Raw genomic sequence first — 20,931 nt, forward strand, 5'->3', positions numbered from 1 at the left:
GGCCGCGATCGCTCACAAACTATAATCGCGAAAGACTATCATGGGTCATATGATGCGTGGGAGCGCCGTTGCGGCATTCGCCCGCGACGGCGAAAAGCCCCCTCCGGAAGTTTTCGAACTCGAGAGACCGAGCGCCGCGTGGGACTGGATGCGCCAGACCGGTCAGGCTCCTCAGGGGGCGGACTGGGTACGACCACAGGTGCTTGAAGCTTGGGCGCGCTGCATCGACGAATACGATCTGCCGCCGGGTTCAGATTTCGGGCCACGAATGGCGATGCACGCGCAGCTTTGCCGCATTGACCACGCCAAGCAGAGTTTATGCGACGCTTTCGCCGCGGGCCTGCCGCTCATGGTCTACAATCTGCGTCCATTCCTCGATGAAGGGAATGTGACGATCCTTCTGGCCGACACTCAAGGTCATGTGGTGCACCTGCTCGATGCTGGTCTGCGCATCATGTCCGCTGGCCAAAATCTCGCCCGCATCGGCGTTGGCTGGCACGAGGCCAGCATCGGCAACAATGGCCTGGGAACCGCGTGCCTTCTCGATGAGCCGGCGGCATTTGAGGGCAAGGAACATTTCTCGCGCGCACTTCACCCATTCGCGACCGCGGGGTGTCCAATCCTTGGCTCCGACGGCCGCGCCTGCGCGACGATCGGCATGGTGACCGACAGACGAGATACCGCGAAACTGATGCTCGGTTTTTTGCGGATCACGTGTCAGCTCCTTGAGGCGCGGCTTTTCGAACGCTTCGCGACCGAGGGCTATCTCTTACGTCTGCGCCATCGCAACGGCGCCGACACTCTCGCGGAACAGTCGACGCTCATCGACGGCAAGCTTCTCGTTTCGGCCGAAGGCGTCATCGAAGGCGCAAATCGTTCGACCGTTGACCTCCTTGGCGTGGATAGCGTTGCTTCTATGATTGGCAAGCCGTTCCGCGATGTCCTTGGCGTCGATTTGTTCGACCTCGTCGGCGAGAGCGAGGCCGCAGGCGTCCGGCATTTGACCGTCAGCAAAACCCAGCGGCGCATCCGTCTCGAAGCGCTTCGTCTGGATGCCGTCGCTGACGGGCGTCATGCGCGCGTGAAGCTCAAAGCGGCGCAGCGAGAAGAGCCGTGGCGAGATCATGTGTCGGAGGCCGCGCTGCAAAAGGCTTCCGCGGTGCTGCAACGGGATATCTCACTTCTGATCACCGGTGAATCGGGTGTCGGCAAGGATCATCTGATCAGGCGGCTGCATGCAAGCGGGCCACGAAGGGATCGACCGCTCGTCGCGATCAATTGTGCGGCCATACCGCGGGAACTCATTGAAAGCGAACTCTTCGGCTATGAGGGTGGCAGCTTTACCGGCGCTCGAGCCAAGGGAAAGAAAGGAAAATTTGTCGAGGCCGACGGCGGCGTGCTGTTTCTCGACGAGATCGGCGACATGGCGCTCGATCTGCAGGCGACTCTGTTGCGTGTTCTCGATTCTTCAGAGGTGGTTCCAATTGGCTCTCACCGGCCAATCAAAGTCGACGTGCGCGTAGTTGCGGCGACCAACTGTCAGCTGCGGGAAATGGTCAAGGACGGAAAATTTCGCCGCGACCTTTATTACCGGCTCAACGGAGTGCAAATCTGGCTGCCGCCGCTACGCGAGCGCCCGGACCGCCTCCAGCTTCTCGATCATCTGCTTGCATGCGAACAGGAAGGGCAAAGCGACCGTAAGCGTTTATGCGACGAGGTGCGCGCTTTGTTTTTTCGTCATCCATGGCCCGGCAACATTCGTGAGGCGCGTAACGTCATACGGTCTTCGCTGGCGGTTGCACGTGACGGCGTGATCCGTTTTGAGGATCTGCCGCATGATTTTGTCGAGGAGGACGAGACGGAGGCTTCCGATAAATTTGCTGATATGCGCGCGTCTGTCGCGCCAGCCAACTGGCCGACAACTGTCCGTAAAACGGCTCTTTCCGACTGGGAGGAGCAGGCTGTGCGCGCGGCGTTGACGGAGTGCGAAGGCAATATCGCCAAGGCGGCGCGTCGCCTCGGGATCACGCGCGCAACGCTCTATCACAAAATGGATCGCTATGGCATGCGCAGCGTGCGCCGCATCGCCGCCCCCGAGGTAAGCAGATGAATTCCGACGATCGTGAATTCATTGAGGAGGCGGCAAAGCGTCTCGACGCAACGCTCGAGCAACTCGAGGCCGAGGAGATACGCCTCCGCGGGATCGTTGGAGATGAGCGTGCGAACGAGCTTCGCGCCTTCTGGCTCGCCGAGTTTGACGAAGTCGACATGGAGGAAATCCGCCGCGGGCTGGATTTCGACGACCGCTCGCTCTTGTGGATCTGGAATCGCCTGCATCGGAATCGCGATCGTCGCGCGCGCGCAGGCAGAAGCGCCATGATCATGAATGCCGGACGCGACGATCTCGACGCAACGCCGCCGAAAAAGAAAATTGAATAGCTGAAAAACAACAGAACAAGGCAAGGCAGGAAACCCATGGCTAAGGACATTCAATTCGGCGATGGAGTCCGTCGGGACATTCTCGTAGGCGTCCGTACGCTCGCCGACTCGGTCGGCGTCACGCTTGGGCCGCGTGGACGAAACGTCATCATCGAGCACCGCGCTCACGGACTGCCGCCGGTCGCGACGAAGGACGGGGTCACCGTCGCACAAGCCATCGAACTGCCGGGAAGACGCGAAAGTATCGGCGTGTCGATGGTTCGTTCCATGGCGACGACGGTCTCGCGAGAGGCCGGTGACGGCACGACGACCGCAGTCGTTTTGACGCGCCGCATCGCCGAGGACACCCGTAAGGCGCTGGCGTCGGGAATGAACCCACGCGAATTGACCCTCGGGATCGAACGCGCGATGAGGGCTGTCGACGAGGAACTCGTTCGTCAGGCAAGGCCCTGTACGGAGCGGAACAGGCTTTCGCACGTCGCGACCATCGCGTCGGGGGGCGAGGAAGATATTGGCGAGATCGTCGCCGACGCGCTTGAGCAAGCCGGCGCGGGCGGCGTGATCTCCGCCGAACTCGGCGAAGGCGTCTGCGACGAAATCGAATGCGTCGACGGCATGCGCTGGGAGCAGGGCTATCGGTCGCCCTATTTCATGACCGACAGCAAGCGCCAGCTGGCGGAATTGCAAGACGCCTATGTGCTGATCTACGACCGGGTGATCAACGATTTTTCCGAGCTCATCCCGACGCTGGAGATCGTGCGTGAAACCGGCGGCAGTCTCCTTGTCGTCGCAGAGAATTTCGAGGAATCCGCGCTCCCCGGTCTGCTCCTCAACCACGTTCGCAAAAACCTGCTTTCCATTGCGGTCAAGGGGCCAGGCTTCGGCGACAGTCGCTACGACTATCTGCTCGATCTTGCGGCGTTGACCGGCGCGCGGCCGATCATGGAGTCCTTTGGCGAAGATCTCAGCAGCGTGACGCGGACGCATCTCGGCAAAGCGCGTCGTGTCGTCGCGAGCGAGGATGCGACGATCGTCATCGGCGCGGGCGGCGATCCGGAAGCAATCGCGGATCGTCTGGCGCGCGCGCGGCGAGAACTCGACTGGATCGTTAATGGAGATCGCTCCAAAGGCTCGCCTTCGGGAAAGCGCCGCGAGGTCGAAAAGCTCGAAGAGCGCATCAGCGCGCTTACCGGCAAGATGATGACGATTAAGGTCGGCGGATATTCGGACGTGCTCATCAAGGAACGCCTTCAACGCGTCGACAATGCGCTCAATTCGGCGCGTATGGCGCGCAAGCAGGGCGTCGTCGCAGGAGGCGGCGTCGCGCTCTATCGGGCGCGGCGCGCTCTCGAACATTTGACGGGCGAGGGTCTCGACCAAAACCATGGCGTCGCGATCGTTCGCGATGCGCTTGACGAACCGTTGCGCCGGATCGCCGCCAATGCGGGGCTAGACGCCAATGAACTTCTGTTCGAACTGCGCCGCGGCGACAGCGATTTCTTCGGCTTCGACGTGCGCAGAGGGCAATGGGGCGATATGTACGAGATGGGCGTCATCGATCCTGTTGGGGTTACGCGTCTTGCCTTGCGCAATGCGGTCGGGACGGCGACTTCGTTAATGATGGTGGAATGCGCGGTCACGATTCTTCCGCCCGACGATCCGACATTCGGCTTTAACGGCGGAGCGGCGGCGGCGACGCGAGAAGATCCGCGTTGCTGATGACCAATCGCCTAACGAAAACATCAAGGCGGCGTATCGTGGATGCGCCGCCTTTACATTTGGTCCTCGTCGCGAAGGCTGCGTCGTCCGATGCGTATAAGTCTTAAACGCCTGTATAAATGTTTTACTTGCGCATGCATTTCGACATCGTCTGCGTCGTATCTAAAAGCCTTTAAAAACCAATGCATTCTAGCAATTGAATCCATTGGCATACGCTTTGCGATTATGAAAGTAACGTCGTTCCTTGAAATCATCATCTTGGCGCGGCGTAGGGTCGTTCGGTCTTTTGCGGCCTCGCAAGACTCCGGCGCCGAAGGGGCTCAGTCATCGCATTCGTCTCGCACGGACGGGATGTTGGGCCCAAAAACATTCGAAGAAATCTTTGAGGAGGAAGCATGGCTATCAGTCTCGCGACAAAAGCGGCGACCGACGCGCTAAAAGTTAATCGCGCGCCGGTGGGAGTCGAGCCGCAGGAGGTCCACAAGTGGCTGCAAAGCTTCAATTGGGACTTCAAGAACAACCGCACCAAATACGCCACCAAGTATCACATGGCGAACCAGACCAAGGAGCAGTTCAAGGTCATCGCCAAGGAATACGCCCGTATGGAAGCGGCGAAGGACGAACGCCAGTTTGGCACGCTGCTCGACGGTCTGACGCGCCTTGGCGCGGGCAATCGTGTGCATCCGCGCTGGGGCGAGACCATGAAGGTCATCTCCAACTTCCTCGAGGTTGGCGAATACAACGCGATCGCCGCTTCGGCGATGTTGTGGGATTCCGCCACGGCGGCCGAGCAGAAGAACGGCTATCTCGCGCAGGTGCTCGACGAAATTCGTCATACGCATCAGTGCGCCTTCATCAACCACTATTATTCAAAGCATTATCACGATCCGGCTGGCCACAATGACGCGCGTCGCACCCGCGCCATCGGGCCGCTCTGGAAGGGCATGAAGCGCGTCTTCGCGGACGGCTTTATTTCCGGCGACGCGGTCGAATGCTCGGTCAACTTGCAGCTTGTCGGCGAGGCCTGCTTCACCAATCCGCTGATCGTCGCGGTCACCGAATGGGCGTCGGCCAATGGCGACGAGATCACGCCGACCGTGTTCCTCTCGGTCGAGACGGACGAGCTTCGTCACATGGCGAACGGCTATCAGACGGTGGTCTCGATCGCCAATGATCCGGCGGCGGCGAAATATCTGAACACCGACCTGAACAACGCCTTCTGGACGCAGCAGAAATACTTCACGCCAGCGCTTGGCTATCTCTTCGAGTATGGCTCGAAGTTCAAGGTCGAGCCGTGGGTGAAGACCTGGAACCGCTGGGTCTACGAGGATTGGGGTGGAATCTGGATTGGTCGTCTTGGCAAGTATGGCGTGGAGAGCCCGCGCTCGCTGCGCGACGCCAAGGTCGACGCCTATTGGGCGCACCACGATCTCGCGCTTGCGGCTTACGCGCTGTGGCCGCTCGGCTTCTCGCGTCTGTCGCTGCCGGACGAAGAGGATCAGGCGTGGTTCGAGGCCAACTATCCCGGTTGGGCCGATCACTACGGCAAGATCTACAACGAGTGGAAGAAGCTCGGCTACGAAGACCCCAAGAGCGGGTTCATTCCATACGCCTGGCTGGTCCAGAACGGCCACGAGGTCTACATCGACCGCGTTTCGCAGGTGCCGTTCATTCCGTCCCTCGCCAAGGGTTCAGGCTCGCTGCGCGTTCACGAGTTCAATGGCCAGAAGCACTCGCTCACGGATGAGTGGGGCGAGCGTATGTGGCTCACCGAGCCGGAGCGTTATGAGTGCCACTCGATCTTCGAGCAGTACGAAGGTCGCGAGCTCTCGGAAGTGATCGCCGAAGGTCATGGCGTTCGCTCGGACGGCAAGACGCTGATCGCCCAGCCGCATGTGCGTGGCGACAATCTCTGGACGCTCGAGGACATCAAGCGCGCCGGTTGCGTCTTCCATGATCCGCTCGCGAAGTTCAACTGATCTCTCCAAGCGTAACTCCCAAAAGTGTGACTCCCGAAATGTTCGCCGGACGCATCTGCGCCCGGCGAACCAATCACGAATCACTAAAATCCGAGGAAATATGAGATGTCTCAACCGCAAAGCTCGGCCGTCACCAAGCGCGGCCTGATTGATCCCGAACGCGCCGCGATCATTCTCAAGGCGATCCCTGACCATCCGCTCGATACGCAGCGCAAATATCACTACTTCATTCAGCCCCGCTGGAAGCGCCTGTGCGAATACGAGCAGCTCTCCGTCTATGCGCAGCCCAATCCGGACTGGATCGCCGGCGGCCTCGACTGGGGTGACTGGACGCAGAAATTCCACGGCGGCCGTCCGTCCTGGGGCAATGAAAGCACAGAGCTCCGCACCACCGACTGGTATCGCCATCGCGATCCGGCGCGCCGCTGGCATGCGCCCTATGTGAAGGACAAATCGGAAGAAGCGCGCTATACGCAGCGCTTTCTCGCGGCCTATTCAGCCGAAGGCTCGATCCGCACGATCGACCCCTACTGGCGCGACGAGATCCTCAACAAATATTACGGCGCGCTGCTCTACAATGAATACGGGTTGTTCAACTCGCATTCGTCGGTTGGCCGAGATTGTCTCTCGGACACCATTCGTCAGTCGGCGACCTTCGCCGGTCTCGACAAGGTCGACAATGCGCAGATGATCCAGATGGAGCGTCTATTCATCGCCAAGCTCGTTCCTGGCTTCGACGCATCGACCGACATACCGAAGAAAATCTGGACGACCGATCCTATCTATGCCGGCGCTCGCGCGGCGGTCGAAGAGATCTGGCAGGGCATTCAGGACTGGAATGAGATCCTGTGGGCCGGCCATTGCGTCTATGACGCGCTGTTCGGTCAATTCGTCCGTCGCGAATTCTTCCAGCGGCTCGCGACGGTTTATGGCGACACGCTCACGCCCTTCTTCACGGCGCAGTCGCAGACCTACTTCCAGATCACACGCGGCGCGATGGAGGATCTCTTCGTCTATTGTCTCGCCAATGATCCGGAATTTGGCGCGCATAATCGCACCTTCCTTCACGCTTGGACCGATCAGTATCTCGACAAGTCGGTCGTGGCGCTCAGGGACTTCGTCGGTCTCTACGCCAAGGTCGAAAAGGTCGCCGGCGCGACGGATCGCGCTGGCGTGTCGGAAGCGCTGCATCGCGTCTTCGGCGACTGGAACGCCGATTACGCCGACAAGATTGGCTACAAGGTCAATGTCGACCAGAGGGTCGACGCCGTGCTGGCCGGCCTCAAGAAGTAAGGAAACGTCGAAATGACAACTTCCCATAACGCTTACAATGCCGGCATCATGCAGAAATCCGGCAAGGCCTTCGCCGACGAGTTTTTCGCCGAAGAAAATCAGGTCGTGCATGAGTCCAACGCCGTGGTGCTCGTACTCATGAAGAGCGATGAAATCGACGCGATCGTCGAGGACATCATCCTCAAGGACGGCAAGGCCAAGAATCCGACGATCGTCGTCGAGGACAAGGCCGGCTTCTGGTGGATCAAGGCCGACGGCGCGATCGAGATCGACGCGGCTGAAGCCTCCGATCTGCTCGGTAAGACGTTCTCGGTTTATGACCTTCTCGTGAATGTGTCGTCGACCGTGGGGCGGGCCTATACGCTCGGCTCCAAATTCACCATCACCTCGAAACTCATGGGCCTCGATCGCGCCCTCACCGACATCTGATCGTCGGCTGAACGATAAGGAATGCACCAATGGGGAAGAAAGAACCCATCCATGACAACGCCACGCGCGCGACTTGGGAAGACAAGATCTCCAAGCTGACGAGCGTCGATGCGGCGACGAAGTTCATTCAGGAATTCCGTCTCGCCTATTCGTCGCCCTGGCGCAAGAGCTACGCCCTCGACACCGACTATCAGTACATCGAACGCAAAATCGAGGAAAAGCTCTCGCAGCTCAAAGTCAGCCACCTGCCCGTCAGCGCGCTGATGACGAAAACATCGGCCGGCGAGGACGCCGCCGCCGTCGAGGCGACCTGGATCGGCAAGATGAAGGCGGCGAAGAACAAGTATGACGCCGAGCGCATCCATGTCGAATTCCGGCAGCTCTACAAGCCGCCGGTGATGCCGGTGAACGTCTTCCTGCGCACTGACGCGGCGCTCGGCACTTTGCTCATGGAAATGCGCAACACCGACTACTATGCGACGCCGCTGGAAGGCTTGCGCAAGGAGCGCGGCGTGAAAGTCCTGCATCTGCAGAAGGCGTCCTGATCGCATCGGCGATCGATGGATTTTGTGGGCTCGGGCGGAAGCGCCCGGGCTCCTATCCATGACTGCAATGGAGGCGCCAATGTTTAGCTTGGATTTTGAATCTCGCGGCGAGGGTCGCGATCCGGCTGCGGACCCGAACGCGATGCTGCTTCACGCATCGACGCGCTATGCCGCGTATGGCCGAGATCTCGAATATATGTGGCACTGGGAAATCCTGCGTGACGGCGAGTTCGTGCAGGAGGGGTGTTCATTGTCGGAGCGCTCCGCGCACGAAGCCGTGGCGCTCGTCGTCCGATTTTTCGAGCGTCAGGATGGCGCGAGCGCATCCGGCGTGAACGTAGACGGAATCCGGAACTTGCTCAGAGACGCTGGTCTCGGCGCGCCCGAAGTCGTGCGCGGCGCCGAATCCGTGCAACGAGGCAAAGATCATCCTCAGGGCGACTGAAATGTACCAGATCACTATCGAAACCGAGGAAGGGGAAACCTGTTCCTTCGAATGCGGGCCCAACGAAGACGTGATTTCCGCCGGACTCCGCCAAAGCGTCATCCTCATGTCCTCGTGCCGGGCGGGCGGTTGCGCGACATGCAAGGGCGAATGTACGGATGGCGACTACGAACTCTTCGACGTCAGCGTTCAAGCCCTGCCGCCCGACGAAGAGGAAGACGGCATGGTGCTGCTTTGCCGCACCTTTCCGCGAAGCGACCTGCACATCATGGTTCCCTATACCTTTGATCGCATTTCCTTCGAGGCGATCCAGACCAACTGGGTCGGCGAGATCAAGACCTGCGACAAGGTGTCGTCCAATGTCATTCGACTGGTCGTGCAGGTCCTGACGTCCGACGGCACATCGCCGATTTCGCTCAACTTTATGCCGGGTCAGTTCGTCGACATTGAAATTCCCGGCACGCACACGCGGCGCTCCTATTCGATGGCGTCGCTTTCCGGCGACGGCGCACTCGAATTCTTCATCCGCATTTTGCCTGAGGGCGCCTTTTCGAAGTTCCTGACGAATGACGCCAAAGTGGGCATGAAGCTGAACCTGCGCGGACCGACGGGCGCGTTCAATTTGCGCGATAGCGGCGCGCGACCCCGCTATTTCGTCGGCGGCGGCACCGGATTGTCGCCTGTATTGTCGATGGTCCGGCACATGAAGAGCAGCGGCGATCAGACGCCGGCGAAGCTTTTCTTCGGCGTAACGCGGCGCGATGAGCTCTTCTATGTCGACGAACTCAAGACGCTTCAGAGCGCGATGCCCAATCTGGAATTGCGAGTCGCCGTGGTTGAAGGCGGCGATGGCAATGGCGTTGCGGGCGGGACGGTGATTGATCTGCTTCAAGCCGAACTGGCGAAAGATGACGCGCGGCCGGACATCTATCTGTGCGGACCGCCCGCCATGATCGACGCCGCCTTCGCCGCGGCCGAGACGGCCGGCGTGCCGAAGCAACAGGTCTATCAGGAGAAATTCCTCGCTTCAGGTTAGACGCGCCTCTGTGGACATGGGGTTATCGGGTCATCGTGCGTTTGTGACGCCGATATGTCTGCTCAACCTCTTATCTCGCTTCCCCCGCGGGCTCGGCCTGCGCCTTGACGGCGGCCACGCCCTCCACCAGCGACTCGAGCGACGCGCCGGAGAGGCCCAACTCCTTCATCAGGCCGTCGATCACCGGAGCCTGCGCGCGATAGGCTAGCGCTGCGGTAACTGCGTCATGGGCGAGATTGCCCGAGCCGTTGCTGACGCCGCCGTTGCCAGCCTGCGACGGTCCGCGCGGCGTGATGCCGTCGACCTGCACGATCTTGATCGAGTCGATCGCTTCCAAAGGCCGGACGGACTCGCGCACGATCTCGGGCAGAACCTTCAGCAGCGCGAGCTTCGTCTGCAGGGACACCTGATTGGACGAGAGCAGGTTGGCCGCCTCATTGACGGCCCGCTGGCCCGCCGCCTCGACTTCGAAGCGGACCCGGGCGGCTTCCGCCCGCAACTTCTCGGCCTCCGCCTCGCCTTCCGCCGCGAGCCTCGTCGCGGCGGCGCGATTGGCGGCGGCGTCCTTCTCCGCCTCCGCCTCCACCTTGATCGAGATCGCCTGACGTTCGGCTTCCTTCGCGGCTTCGATGAGTTCGATCCGCTTGGCGCGTTCGGCCACTTCGGTCGCGCGACTCGTGACGACCTGCTCCTCCGCCGCCACCGCCTTGGCGCGCGCGGCGTCGGCCTCGGCTTTGGCCTGGCTTTCCTCACGGCTTTTGTTCTGAACCGCGATCTGCTGTTCCTGGCGGGCGAGCTCGACCGCCTGCTGCTGCGCGATCTTGGCTTCCTGGATCGTGCGGTCAGCCTCGATCTGTTTAGCGTCGACCTGCTGCTTGGCGAGAATGCGCGCTTCGTCCGCCTCGCGGTTGCGTTGCGCCTGTTCGCGCGCAATCTCGGCCGCCTGCTCGGCCCGGCGAATCTCGATCTCTCTTGTCTGCTCCAGCAACGCAAATTCCGCTTCGCGTTTGATCTGCAGCGACTGCCGCTCGGCCTCGAGATTCTTCGTTTCGATCTGAACGCGCGTGTCCTGTTCGATATCGTTTCGCGCCTTCTTGCGCAGTTCGATCTGCTCAGTGAGCTTGGTGAGGCCCTCCGCGTCGAAAGCGTTGTTGGCATTGAAATGTTCGATCGAGGTCTGGTCTAGTCCCGTCAGCGAGACCGATTCAAGTTCGAGGCCGTTCATCGCAAGGTCTGACGACGAAACTTGCTGCACCTTCTGTACGAAGTCGGCGCGCTGTTCGTGCAGCTGGTTCATCGTCATGCCGGCCGCCACGGAACGCAGTGCGTCAACGAACTTGCCTTCGACGAGATCCTTGAGCGCCTCGGGTTGCATGGTGCGCGCGCCGAGCGTTTGCGCCGCCATCGCGATCGCCGCCGAGTCAGGCCGCACGCGCACATAGAACTCCGCCTTCACGTCGATGCGAAGGCGGTCGAGCGTGATCAACGCGTCGCTGTTCTTGCGCTCGACGGCGAGGCGCACGGTGTTCATGTTCACCGGCATGGTCTCATGCAGCACAGGCAGAACCAGCGCGCCGCCGTTCATCACGACCTTCTCGCCGCCGAATCCGGTTCGGACAAATCCAATCTGCTTCGAGGCCCGCTTGTACAAGCGGGTGATGATCACCCCGAATGTCAGCAGCAGGAAGAGAAGGATGACGGCGTAAACGCCGATCTGGATCAGATGAGCATCCATCTTATCGCTTTGAATTTGCAAGGCGGGCAGTTCGGCCAGGGTGATGGCTTCTTGCGTTGTTTTAATGACGTTGAAGGGAATCATGTTCGCCGCTCCAAATACAGGGAATCCGAGACGGCCTGACGCCCGCAGATTCCGCCATGTTTTGCCCCAACTCAGTCGAGCTGAGGCAAGTATGTGTCGCCGCGCGTGATCGCGCGGAAGTTTTCGCCTTCCTGTCGGACAAGAAGGATACGTTCGCCCTCGCCGAAGGTCTGCCCGTCATTGTCCGGCTCGACCATGACATGATGCGTCTGCCCAAAATGATCGACGACGCGCGCGCGCGCTGGACTGCCCTTCGCGGCTCTGCCGATCACAATCTCCGCTTCTCGTCCGACCAGCGCCACCAGGTCGATCGCGGTGGTTTCGTCGCGCGGCATAATGGCGGCGAGCGGACGTGCGAGCGCTCCCGTGACCGGGACTGCGGCCAGCGCCGCGAGGGGGCCGGCAAGCCATGCCGACAGCGTGTGTCCGGTCAACGCGGCGAGCGCCTGCTGGCCGGCGAGGCCGATCAGTCCGAAGGCCGTCAGCAGCAGCATCGCCCACATCAGAAATGGCAAGCGCCGTAGCCCCATCAGGGACAGAAGCCCCGCATCGATCGTCAGGCTCCCCGGCGTATCGATCTCGGCGTCGCCGTCAATCACGTCGCCGAGGCCAAGGACCTGCACGAGCCCCAGCAACACCATCAGCGCGATGGCGACGCTGAACGGCAGATTCTCTGGCAGAAGGAACGACTCGACCATTCTCGCTGCGCCTCACTCAAGCGCGTCGAGCAATCCGCCGGCGCGCATGCCGGGCGACTGCGCCTCGATCTGGCCTTGCGCGTGAGCAATACAGGCCTTCGATCTGTCGACCTCGCTTTCCAAAGCCGCGACCGTCTGCTTCATGTTCTCCAGCGCCTGCGCTTTGAAGGAATCGATGCTGTCCATCGTGTCGTAGATATTCTGGAAGGCGCGGCGGAGCGTTTCGAGGGGGATCGTGGCGCTGGACGCCTGTTCATGGATTCGCGAGGTATTATCGCGCAGCATCTGACCCGTGCTGTCGATGATATTCGCGGTCGTGGCGTTGAGCGCGCCAATCTGGTCGAGCACCAGCTTCTCGTTCGTCAGCGCCTGCGCGACCGTTACGGCGGTGCGCAGCGCGCCAACCGTCGTGGTGGACGCGCGGTCGACGCCCTTGATAAGCTCGATGTTGTTTTTCTTCACGAGATCAAGGGCGAGATAGCCCTGCACGCTGACCGCCATTTGAGTCAGCAAATCCTGAGTCCTCTGACGCAGATAGAACAAGGCGCTTTCGCGTAACGCTTTCGCCTTGGCCGGATCAGTCGCATCGAGATCCGCCGCACGGGACTCGAGTTCGAGGTCGAGCGCCTTCGACATAAAGATCATCTGCTCGAGCCGACCGAGCGCGACCCACAAATTCTGCCGCTCCACATCAATCGCGGTGTTGTCCTTCAGCAATTCGTCCTTGCCGCTCTTCAGGCGGGCAAGGATCGTCGCGATATGGCTTTGCGCGCTCTTGTAAGCGTCGAAATAGCCGCGGAGCCGGTTGCCGAACGGGATGACGCCAAACAGTCTGCGCGGGGCGAAGAGGTCGCCCTGACGGAGCGGATCGAGATCCTCGACGGTGCGGCGCAACTCGGCAATGTCGGCGCCGAGGCTCGTCGTCTCATCCATCGCGCGGACCGGCCGATTCAGGAAACGGTTTGAGTGGTTCGCAGCTTCGGAAATTTCGCGACGGCCCAAATTGGTGACCTGGTCGACGCGCCGGCCGAATTCGGGCGAATGACAATCCTGCGCGACGAGGTCGTCCACGAATTCGACGACACGCCCCTTCAGTTTCGACTTTTGCTCTTCGTCGACCGGGACCAGGCCAATCGCCTTCTCGGGCGGCACGGCTGGCGCAGGTTCAGGCGGCGCCAGTTTAAATCCATCGCTCACAGCGAGAGTCGTCCATTCCAATATGGCCAAACGGAATCGTTTTCGGAGGCAAATTTGTGCCGTCGGCTGGGTCTTGGCAAGCCGGGGCTCCACGAAGCGGGCGGTCGAGGGTTCTTCGTTCGCCAGATTTGCAGATATGCGGCGTCTCGTCCATTCTATTTCACGACATACGACTGTAAGACGAATTACGTCATTATTTCAATAATAATTACGTGCTTATTTCAATCATATAAGTGTTCGCAGATAGATCCTGACAGCGCGCACCAGATAGGCGTTGGCGAAGCTGCCGATTTTTGATCGCTCGCATTTTTGAAACATTGCAGACGAAAGCATGGGCCTCAGTCCACCGGCGGATAATAAGCCGTCCGGAACAGCACGCGCGCTGCGTCCCTCGACTCTCGTACGACGGTTTCAGGCGGCAGTTCGCGCAGTTCGTCGGCTGAAAAATTCGCTGGCAATCCCACAGCGACGGCAATCCCCGAATGGATCGCCTTCTGGATGAGCGGCAGCGGATTTGGCGAAAAATCCTGCCAGCCGAAGCGCGCTTTCGTGAAGTAGTCCGGTCCTCCCCAGGGCGGGTCGATATTCAGCGCATCGAATGAGAGCTTGGGATAGGCCTCCATGACGTCGGCATGAATGAATTCGATGCGCTCTGCGACGCCGTAGATTTCAGCGTTACGCCTCGCCATGGACAGCCTGTCGCGATCGACGTCGACGGCGATGACGCGCTTTCCGCATCTGGCGAATCCGATCGCCGAGCCGCCGATGCCGCAAAAGGCGTCCAATACGACGGCGCCGCTCAGGAGATTGCCGATCTCCAGCGCAAAGCGCTCCGGCTTGACGGAGAACAGCCCCACCTCATCGGTTTCGACGCCCTCATCCCATTTCGCAAACAGATCGTAGCGACGATCCCAGTATTTTTGGGCGCGTTCGCCGAAGGGATTATCGATGTTGGTCATCACGCGCGCATTGGGCTGAGCTTTTCGCACTCGATCACATCAAGGCCATAAAACGCATCGTATGAACTTATTGATCTTAGTGTGACCTATTGGTCACAAAAAGAAAAGCCCAGCCATTTCTGACCTGGCATTTCGTCCATCCTTGTGATTACTGATTAGAACTCTGCGACTACTGGCGATGAAGCAAAGTTGAAGTGGTAGTTCACGCCAGCACGGATGATGTTTCCATCGATAGTATTCGTGCCTGCCCTTGCTTGTACAAGGCCTACTATAGTGCCAGGTACAATATCTGGTACGGGATATATTCCAGCTTGATGAACTCTTGTAAAGTAACCACCGTTGCTTGTGCTTAAGCTACCCAGATTATAGTAAAGATATTCAGCTTTCAGAGTCCAGTTAGGAGCAAGTATCCATTCTACTCCACCACCAGCTGTCCAACCTACCAATATTTTTGAAGCAGAAATATTACCTGGATCGAGTTCGTCGGTTTGATCTACTTTTTCCTGACTGGCATAATAGCTAATCTTTGCACCGCCATAAGCTAGGCCGCCAGTTCCATAAAAAAGAAGGTTAGGAGTAACGATATATCCGACGCGCCCACGAACTGTTCCTAAATAGGATACGGATTTGGATGCCTGCATAGTAGTGTAAGTAGTTGTTGTTATATCTCCATAGATGGCTGACTTCACAGTTGAAGGCGTAGATGTGAAGTGAAACTGTCCAGGCCCATTATCACCAGCGAATCCTTGGAAATCGGTTTCAGCCCCAACAACAAAACTTTTATAAACTTCGAAATTATATCCAACTTGCACGCCTCCAAGAAAACCGCTGCTGCTGTTTGTCGCAAGTGAGCGTGTTAGGCCGATTGCAGCAGCGTTTGTTCCTGGTAAATACGTATTACCGAATATGTTAGAACGATCGATAGTATATAGAGGAATACCCTGGGAGTAGGCGCCAGTGTTATTCGCCCACGTCCCACCAGCATTGATACCAGCATAGAAGCCTGTCCACATCAGCGTAGGTGCAGCGACTGGCGCTGATTTAACTGAAGGCAGATCGGCTGCAAAAGCTGATACGCTGCTCATTAGAAACAGAGCTGACGCTATTTTAATTGTCTTCATGGCTCTCCTCCTCTGAGTGTTCAGCTGAGACGCAGATTAATCAGCAGAGTTGATATGCATCAATGCGGAATATTCGGTCATTCTACTAATTTTGTTAAGTGTGATTTATTTGTCTCTGTTCAAAAGAAAAAGCCGCCAGACCTGGGAGCTGACGTGGATCCATCCCAGGCAAGGGAGGGAAGCCCTCAGCTAATCCCGCCAATGCCTCGGCTCAAGAAAAAGCGCCCGGCCAGTTTGACCGAGCGCCAAGTCGAGGGGGGAGAGGGGATCTCCGTGCGGATTGAACCCGGCGGGCTAAGAATTGTTCCAGCGGCGCGGTGTCGGAATGCGCGCTTTATTGTCGAAGCTTTAGGTTTTGCTAACGAAGTTTCAGTTGAGGCTCATGTACCTGGAGGACAAGCGCGGCGCGCTTCTAAAAAGCCGTCGCAGCTTGCGTCGCCTCTCTCCCGCGTCCTCCCGCCGCCTTGACGAAACGGCTCCGCCTATGCCCATTGAGCGCGATTTTTTCGCCGCGCCGGCGCGCCATTGCGCCAGGGAGACATAGCCCATGAACATCCACGAATATCAGGCCAAGGCCGTTCTGCGCGACTTCGGCGCGCCCGTCGCCGACGGCGTCGCCGTGCTGCGCGCCGAAGATTCGCGCGCGGCGGCCGAAAAGCTTCCCGGCCCGGTCTATGTGGTGAAGGCGCAGATCCACGCCGGCGGGCGCGGCAAGGGCAAGTTCAAGGAGGCGAGCGCGGGCGACAAGGGCGGCGTGCGCATCGCCAAGTCGATCGACGAGGCGGAAGCCTTCGCCAAGCAGATGCTGGGCGCGACGCTCGTCACGCAGCAGACCGGCGAGGCCGGCAAGCAGGTCAACCGCCTCTATATCGAAGACGGCGCCGACATCGACAAGGAATTCTATCTCTCGATGCTGATCGACCGCGCGACCTCGCGCATCGCCTATGTGGTCTCGACCGAAGGCGGCATGGACATCGAGAAGGTGGCGCATGACACGCCCGAGAAGATCGTGACCTTCTCGGTCGATCCGGCGACGGGTCTGATGCCGCATCACGGCCGCCAGGTCGCCGCGGCGCTCGGCCTCACCGGCGATCTCGCCAAACAGGCGGGCGCGCTGACCGAAAAGCTCTACGCCGCCTTCGTCGCCAAGGACATGGAGCTCTTGGAGATCAATCCGCTGATCGTCACCAAGGACGGCAAGCTGCGCTGCCTCGACGCCAAGGTCAGCTTCGAGAACAACGCCCTCTATCGCCATCCCGACATGGTCGAGCTGCGCGACAAGAGCGAAGAGGACGAGAAGGAGATCGAGGCGTCGAAATACGACCTCGCTTATATCTCGCTGCCCGGCAATATCGGCTGCATGGTCAATGGCGCCGGCCTCGCCATGGCGACGATGGACATCATCAAGCTCTATGGCGAGTTTCCGGCGAACTTCCTCGACGTCGGCGGCGGCGCCACCACGGAGAAGGTGACGGCCGCGTTCAAGATCATCACCGCCGATCCGAATGTGAAGGGCATTCTCGTCAATATCTTCGGCGGCATCATGCGCTGCGACACCATCGCCGAAGGCGTGATCGCGGCCGTGAAGGAGGTGGGCCTCAAAGTGCCGCTGGTCGTGCGGCTTGAGGGCACCAATGTCGATCTTGGCAAGAAGATCATCAATGAGTCGGGTCTGAACGTCATTCCCGCCGACGACCTCGACGACGCGGCGCAAAAGATCGTCGCCGCGATCCGACAGGCGTAAGCTTTCCCTTGAGCTTCTCCCACAACGGGAGAAGCTCGCCGGGATTTCGGTGGTGTCCTAATTTGAAAATGAACGCTGTACAAATTACCGCCTAGGAGATATCGTTTTCCTATGCCCAACCAGTTGTCACGCTGGCGTGGTGGGCAGCGCTGGAGCATACTCCCAGAAAAATAAACCGGGAGGGAAGTCAATGGGCGCACTTTGGGCAGTTAGAGTTTTTCGTAGAATCCCGCACACCGCCGGATTCGACAAGCATCTAGACGATTGCGCTGCGCTGGCGGTGCTAATGCCGCTGTTTGAACCTAGCGTTCCGCCGTTGCGCCTCGCGCATGTCATGCGGCTTGTTCCGCTCCCATGCTTCGACCCAAGCTTCGCCGATGCGATGAACGGCGGGGTCGAGGTTCCCGTGCTGCCCGAAAACGTCGTTAGGCTTAGGGGCCGCCATAATCCAAAAGTTCTCGACAGAGTCGAGAATGCCTATGACCGGGCGTAGGCGCTCCCCAATTTCCTGGACAGATTCTTCGGTCGTGATCAGCAACGCGACCATGCGCTTCCCATGCATGCCGCGCTTACACCAACGTCCGATTGATTTCTGGATTACCGCAAGGTCTCTTCCGCAGTCCTCAAGTTCATACTTCATCGATAGATGCAGGAGTACAACGCCGTAACGCTTATCGCCCTGTTGCATTCAGCACCTCATAGGAAGAATCGATTAACCAATAGCAGAAACAAATAGACGGCGGAGTCAATGGCTCCGCCATCTTATGCCTGTGCATTTCATTCCGTTGTCGCTTCGACCAACTCATGCATTGACCAGAGGCGGCTTTCGACGCCCGAGGCCATGGCGGGCGTGACGCGCAAAGTCTTATGCGTGCGCACAAGATTGTAATGCGCAAAGTGAAGGTCGACCGCCGCTTGAAGGTTCTCAAGCTTCTTTGAGAAGGCATTCGTGAGGCGCGTGAAGCGACGCATTGACATGCGCATGGTCAGGTTCTGGCGCTCAATAAGGCTGGTCGAGATATGCGCGCGGTCGGGCGCCCCGGCAATGGAGTTGCGCTCGACGCGCGCAACGCTTGGCGGGCTGTAGCGGCCAGCGCCAGCGGGTTCAGCGTCATAAAATTTTACTGCTTGCCCGTAGTCGACTTCGCAACCGAAAGCTTGCTCAACAGCGTCGACATAAGCTCCAAGGGCGTCGGTCGAAAGCTGGACCCGGTTCGAAAGACGCGAGGCCACGTCATTCATGAACTTCGTGGCGGTCGGAAGGTCGCGCTTGCCGATAAGGAACGAGGGGACAAGCTTCGTGTCTGCGTCCATTGCCACGAAGGTCCATTGATCGCCAACGCGGGACTTGTCGTCATCCTTCGTCACCTGCTTCTGCTTCTTGGCGACGTAAGCCCAGATTTCATCGCACTGGAGGCGCTGGCAGGACAGGTCGCGCATAAGCTCGTCCTGAAGCTTCGCGCAGCCCGCGCCGACCTCAACCAAAAGGCGCATAATCGTGTCGCGATGCACGCCAGTCATGCGCTCGATTGAGCGGATGCTGTTGCCCTCGACAAGGGCGGAAACGATTTGGGTACGGCGCTCAAGAGATAGGCGGTTCATCGGCTTGCTCCAAACTCCGGAATATTGACTTTTTGATTTCCGGAGTTTATCACACGAACATCCGGAAGCAAGAGAAAAGAAATGTCCGAATCTCAGATAAATATGTTTTCGCCTGAACTTCCGACGGTTGAGATCGATGAGCAGCAGGCGGACTTGGTAACAAGGATTGAGGAAGGCCAATTCTTGGATGTTAAGTCGACGGCGATAGCCCCAGCGAAACTGAGCCACACGATTTCGGCATTCGCCAACTCCGATGGCGGCGAGCTTTACATCGGCATCTCCGAGCAAATCCTTGGCGGCAGCGTTAAACAAAGAGAATGGGACGGATTCAAAGACATAGAATCAGCTAATGGTCATATGCAGGCGTTTGAAAGGTATTTTCCTCTCGGAAAGGATTTTCAGTATGAGTTTTTGCGCTGCCCAAAGCGCAATGGCGTGATTTTACACACTACCGTATCTCGGACTCAGGCAATAATTACCGCTACAGATGGTAGGGCATATGTCCGACGCGGGGCTCAAAACCTTCCTCTTATAAAGAATGATGAATTGCGCAGGCTTGAATACACAAAAGGAGTTATATCATTTGAGGGCCATACAACAAATGCCCCAAAAGATTTAATTATTGATTCTCCAGTAACGCACGACTACTTAAAGTATGTAGTACCAAGCGCGTTGCCAGAAGCATGGCTTAAGAAGCAGTCGCTTATCGTGAATGACTCGCCAACTGTGGCAGGACTCCTCCTATTCTCAGAAGAGCCCCAAGCACAGCTACCGAAGCGATGTGGAATAAAAGTTTATAGATATGAGACTAACGAATCCGATGGTTACCGCGACGTACTTACATTTATCCCAATCACCGTCGAAGGAAACCTATACAAGCAAATTCAGGACGCAGTTGACGTAACTGTCGAAGAGGTAGAGAAAATCAAAAGAATGGGGCCGAGTGGATTACAGGATATCATATACCCTCGTGAAACGCTTCACGAAATAATTACTAATGCAGTAATCCATAGAGATTATAGTATTGCTGACGATGTACACGTCAGAATTTTTGACAACAGAATCGAAGTTCAAAGCCCCGGCCGCCTACCCGCTCATATAACGCCGGAGAATATCTTGAATGAAAGATTCGCGCGGAATGGGGCGATTGTCAGACTGCTAAACAAGTTCCCAAACCCTCCAAACAGGGACGTAGGCGAGGGGCTCAACACCGCATTTGAAAAGATGAACCAGCTTGGGCTGAAGGAGCCTAGCATCGAAGAACGAGACTCCGATGTGCTAGTGACGATACGCCATGAGCCGCTCGCATCTCCTGAGCAAACAATCATGAACTATCTGGAAGAACACGCCACAATCCGAAATAAGGAAGCGCGAGAGATCACACACATCAAAGACAGCGACAAAATGAAGCGCATCCTAAGCACGATGGCCGACAAAGGAGAGATAGAGGGCGTTCCAGGCGCGAAATTTGGCGGGATGAAATACAGAAAGAAGCAAAAATAATGGATGCTTCTGACCTAAAAGGCGCTGTTGAATCGCAACACGGCGGCATCGCAACGCATGTCGAATCCGCCCCCGTCAAAGAAACATTCCAAGGCCAGACCGTATGGGAAGGCGTGGTCGATGTTTTCGACCTAGAGGGAAATGCGAAATCAACCCGCGCCTATGCGTGGTCGTCGCCTATTGAAGGAAGCGACAGGAGGCGTATCTTTGCTGTGCTACACTTGGGCGCGATACGGTCACCACAGGATGCGGTAAGAGCGGCTATCGTGGCGGAGCACAAGAGCAAAACTCAAGACTGAGAGTCGATCGATGATAGACCACACAGCTAGGGCTCGGACCTATAAAGTTGTTGGCTTGGGCGCGATGTCGTGATTCACAGCTTCCGAAAGGAAGCGCCAATGAT

General features: G+C 58.3%; 19 protein-coding genes. 12 read left to right on the top strand and 7 right to left on the bottom strand.

The window, feature by feature from the left end; all coding sequences use genetic code 11:
• Positions 1–40 precede the first annotated feature (40 nt).
• The 9 genes from HUN39_RS11665 (at position 41) to mmoC (ending at position 9,885) form a co-directional block, all read left to right on the top strand.
• Entirely contained in the window at positions 41–2,110 is a 2,070-nt protein-coding gene (locus HUN39_RS11665; protein ID WP_232366056.1) for a sigma-54-dependent Fis family transcriptional regulator, read from the top strand.
• A complete protein-coding gene (locus HUN39_RS11670) occupies positions 2,107–2,439 on the top strand; it encodes a hypothetical protein (protein WP_175094676.1) in 333 nt (110 codons plus the stop codon). The genes HUN39_RS11665 and HUN39_RS11670 overlap by 4 nt, the downstream gene beginning before the upstream one ends.
• A 36-nt stretch (positions 2,440–2,475) precedes the next feature.
• Positions 2,476–4,158, top strand: a complete 1,683-nt coding sequence (locus HUN39_RS11675) for an Hsp60 family chaperonin (RefSeq protein WP_175094677.1) — start codon at positions 2,476–2,478, stop codon at positions 4,156–4,158.
• Positions 4,159–4,553: 395 nt separating this feature from the next.
• Entirely contained in the window at positions 4,554–6,137 is a 1,584-nt protein-coding gene (mmoX, locus tag HUN39_RS11680) for an aromatic/alkene monooxygenase hydroxylase subunit alpha (RefSeq protein WP_175094678.1), read from the top strand.
• Between the two features lie 105 nt (positions 6,138–6,242).
• A complete protein-coding gene (gene mmoY, locus HUN39_RS11685; protein ID WP_175094679.1) occupies positions 6,243–7,430 on the top strand; it encodes an aromatic/alkene monooxygenase hydroxylase subunit beta in 1,188 nt (395 codons plus the stop codon).
• Positions 7,431–7,442: 12 nt separating this feature from the next.
• On the top strand, positions 7,443–7,859 hold the full coding sequence (gene mmoB, locus HUN39_RS11690; protein WP_175094680.1) for a methane monooxygenase regulator MmoB: 417 nt from the start codon (positions 7,443–7,445) through the stop codon (positions 7,857–7,859).
• Positions 7,860–7,888: 29 nt separating this feature from the next.
• The gene (mmoZ, locus tag HUN39_RS11695; protein ID WP_175094681.1) at positions 7,889–8,404 is read left to right on the top strand and encodes an aromatic/alkene monooxygenase hydroxylase subunit gamma; all 516 of its coding nucleotides are present in this window, start codon (positions 7,889–7,891) and stop codon (positions 8,402–8,404) included.
• A 79-nt stretch (positions 8,405–8,483) separates the two neighbouring features.
• Positions 8,484–8,849: a soluble methane monooxygenase-binding protein MmoD gene (gene mmoD, locus HUN39_RS11700; RefSeq protein ID WP_232366057.1), complete on the top strand. Its 366-nt coding sequence runs from the start codon at positions 8,484–8,486 to the stop codon at positions 8,847–8,849.
• Position 8,850: 1 nt separating this feature from the next.
• Positions 8,851–9,885 (top strand): aromatic/alkene monooxygenase hydroxylase FAD-binding subunit MmoC, encoded by a 1,035-nt coding sequence (gene mmoC, locus HUN39_RS11705; RefSeq protein WP_175094682.1) that lies wholly within the window; start codon positions 8,851–8,853, stop codon positions 9,883–9,885.
• 70 nt (positions 9,886–9,955) lie between these two features.
• Here the strand turns inward: mmoC and HUN39_RS11710 are convergent, their stop codons facing one another.
• The 5 genes from HUN39_RS11710 to HUN39_RS11730 all read right to left on the bottom strand — a co-directional run bounded on the left by HUN39_RS11710 (position 9,956) and on the right by HUN39_RS11730 (position 15,679).
• Complete coding sequence (locus HUN39_RS11710; protein ID WP_210266939.1) at positions 9,956–11,704, bottom strand: flotillin family protein; 1,749 nt, start codon at positions 11,702–11,704, stop codon at positions 9,956–9,958.
• Positions 11,705–11,775: 71 nt separating this feature from the next.
• Positions 11,776–12,402 carry an OB-fold-containig protein gene (locus tag HUN39_RS11715; protein ID WP_175094683.1) on the bottom strand — a complete coding sequence of 209 codons (627 nt, stop codon included), beginning with the start codon at positions 12,400–12,402 and terminating at the stop codon, positions 11,776–11,778.
• 12 nt (positions 12,403–12,414) lie between these two features.
• The gene (locus HUN39_RS11720) at positions 12,415–13,599 is read right to left on the bottom strand and encodes a toxic anion resistance protein (protein WP_210266940.1); all 1,185 of its coding nucleotides are present in this window, start codon (positions 13,597–13,599) and stop codon (positions 12,415–12,417) included.
• A gap of 338 nt (positions 13,600–13,937) precedes the next feature.
• Entirely contained in the window at positions 13,938–14,558 is a 621-nt protein-coding gene (locus HUN39_RS11725) for a methyltransferase domain-containing protein (protein ID WP_175094684.1), read from the bottom strand.
• A gap of 155 nt (positions 14,559–14,713) precedes the next feature.
• Positions 14,714–15,679: an outer membrane protein gene (locus HUN39_RS11730; protein ID WP_175094685.1), complete on the bottom strand. Its 966-nt coding sequence runs from the start codon at positions 15,677–15,679 to the stop codon at positions 14,714–14,716.
• Positions 15,680–16,226: 547 nt separating this feature from the next.
• Between HUN39_RS11730 and sucC the strand changes: the two genes are divergently transcribed.
• A complete protein-coding gene (sucC, locus tag HUN39_RS11735) occupies positions 16,227–17,423 on the top strand; it encodes an ADP-forming succinate--CoA ligase subunit beta (RefSeq protein WP_175094686.1) in 1,197 nt (398 codons plus the stop codon).
• Between the two features lie 283 nt (positions 17,424–17,706).
• On the opposite strand, the gene HUN39_RS11740 is transcribed toward sucC, so the two are convergent.
• Together HUN39_RS11740 and HUN39_RS11745 are read right to left on the bottom strand one after the other, a co-directional pair.
• Positions 17,707–18,111, bottom strand: a complete 405-nt coding sequence (locus HUN39_RS11740) for a hypothetical protein (protein ID WP_175094687.1) — start codon at positions 18,109–18,111, stop codon at positions 17,707–17,709.
• Between the two features lie 89 nt (positions 18,112–18,200).
• On the bottom strand, positions 18,201–19,025 hold the full coding sequence (locus HUN39_RS11745; RefSeq protein WP_175094688.1) for a helix-turn-helix domain-containing protein: 825 nt from the start codon (positions 19,023–19,025) through the stop codon (positions 18,201–18,203).
• Positions 19,026–19,106: 81 nt separating this feature from the next.
• Between HUN39_RS11745 and HUN39_RS11750 the strand changes: the two genes are divergently transcribed.
• Positions 19,107–20,528: an ATP-binding protein gene (locus tag HUN39_RS11750; protein WP_210266941.1), complete on the top strand. Its 1,422-nt coding sequence runs from the start codon at positions 19,107–19,109 to the stop codon at positions 20,526–20,528.
• The gene (locus HUN39_RS11755) at positions 20,528–20,827 is read left to right on the top strand and encodes a hypothetical protein (RefSeq protein ID WP_175094689.1); all 300 of its coding nucleotides are present in this window, start codon (positions 20,528–20,530) and stop codon (positions 20,825–20,827) included. The genes HUN39_RS11750 and HUN39_RS11755 overlap by 1 nt, the downstream gene beginning before the upstream one ends.
• The last annotated feature ends 104 nt before the right edge of the window (positions 20,828–20,931 follow it).

The sequence above is a fragment of the Methylocystis silviterrae genome, from assembly GCF_013350005.1.
Taxonomy (GTDB): domain Bacteria; phylum Pseudomonadota; class Alphaproteobacteria; order Rhizobiales; family Beijerinckiaceae; genus Methylocystis; species Methylocystis silviterrae.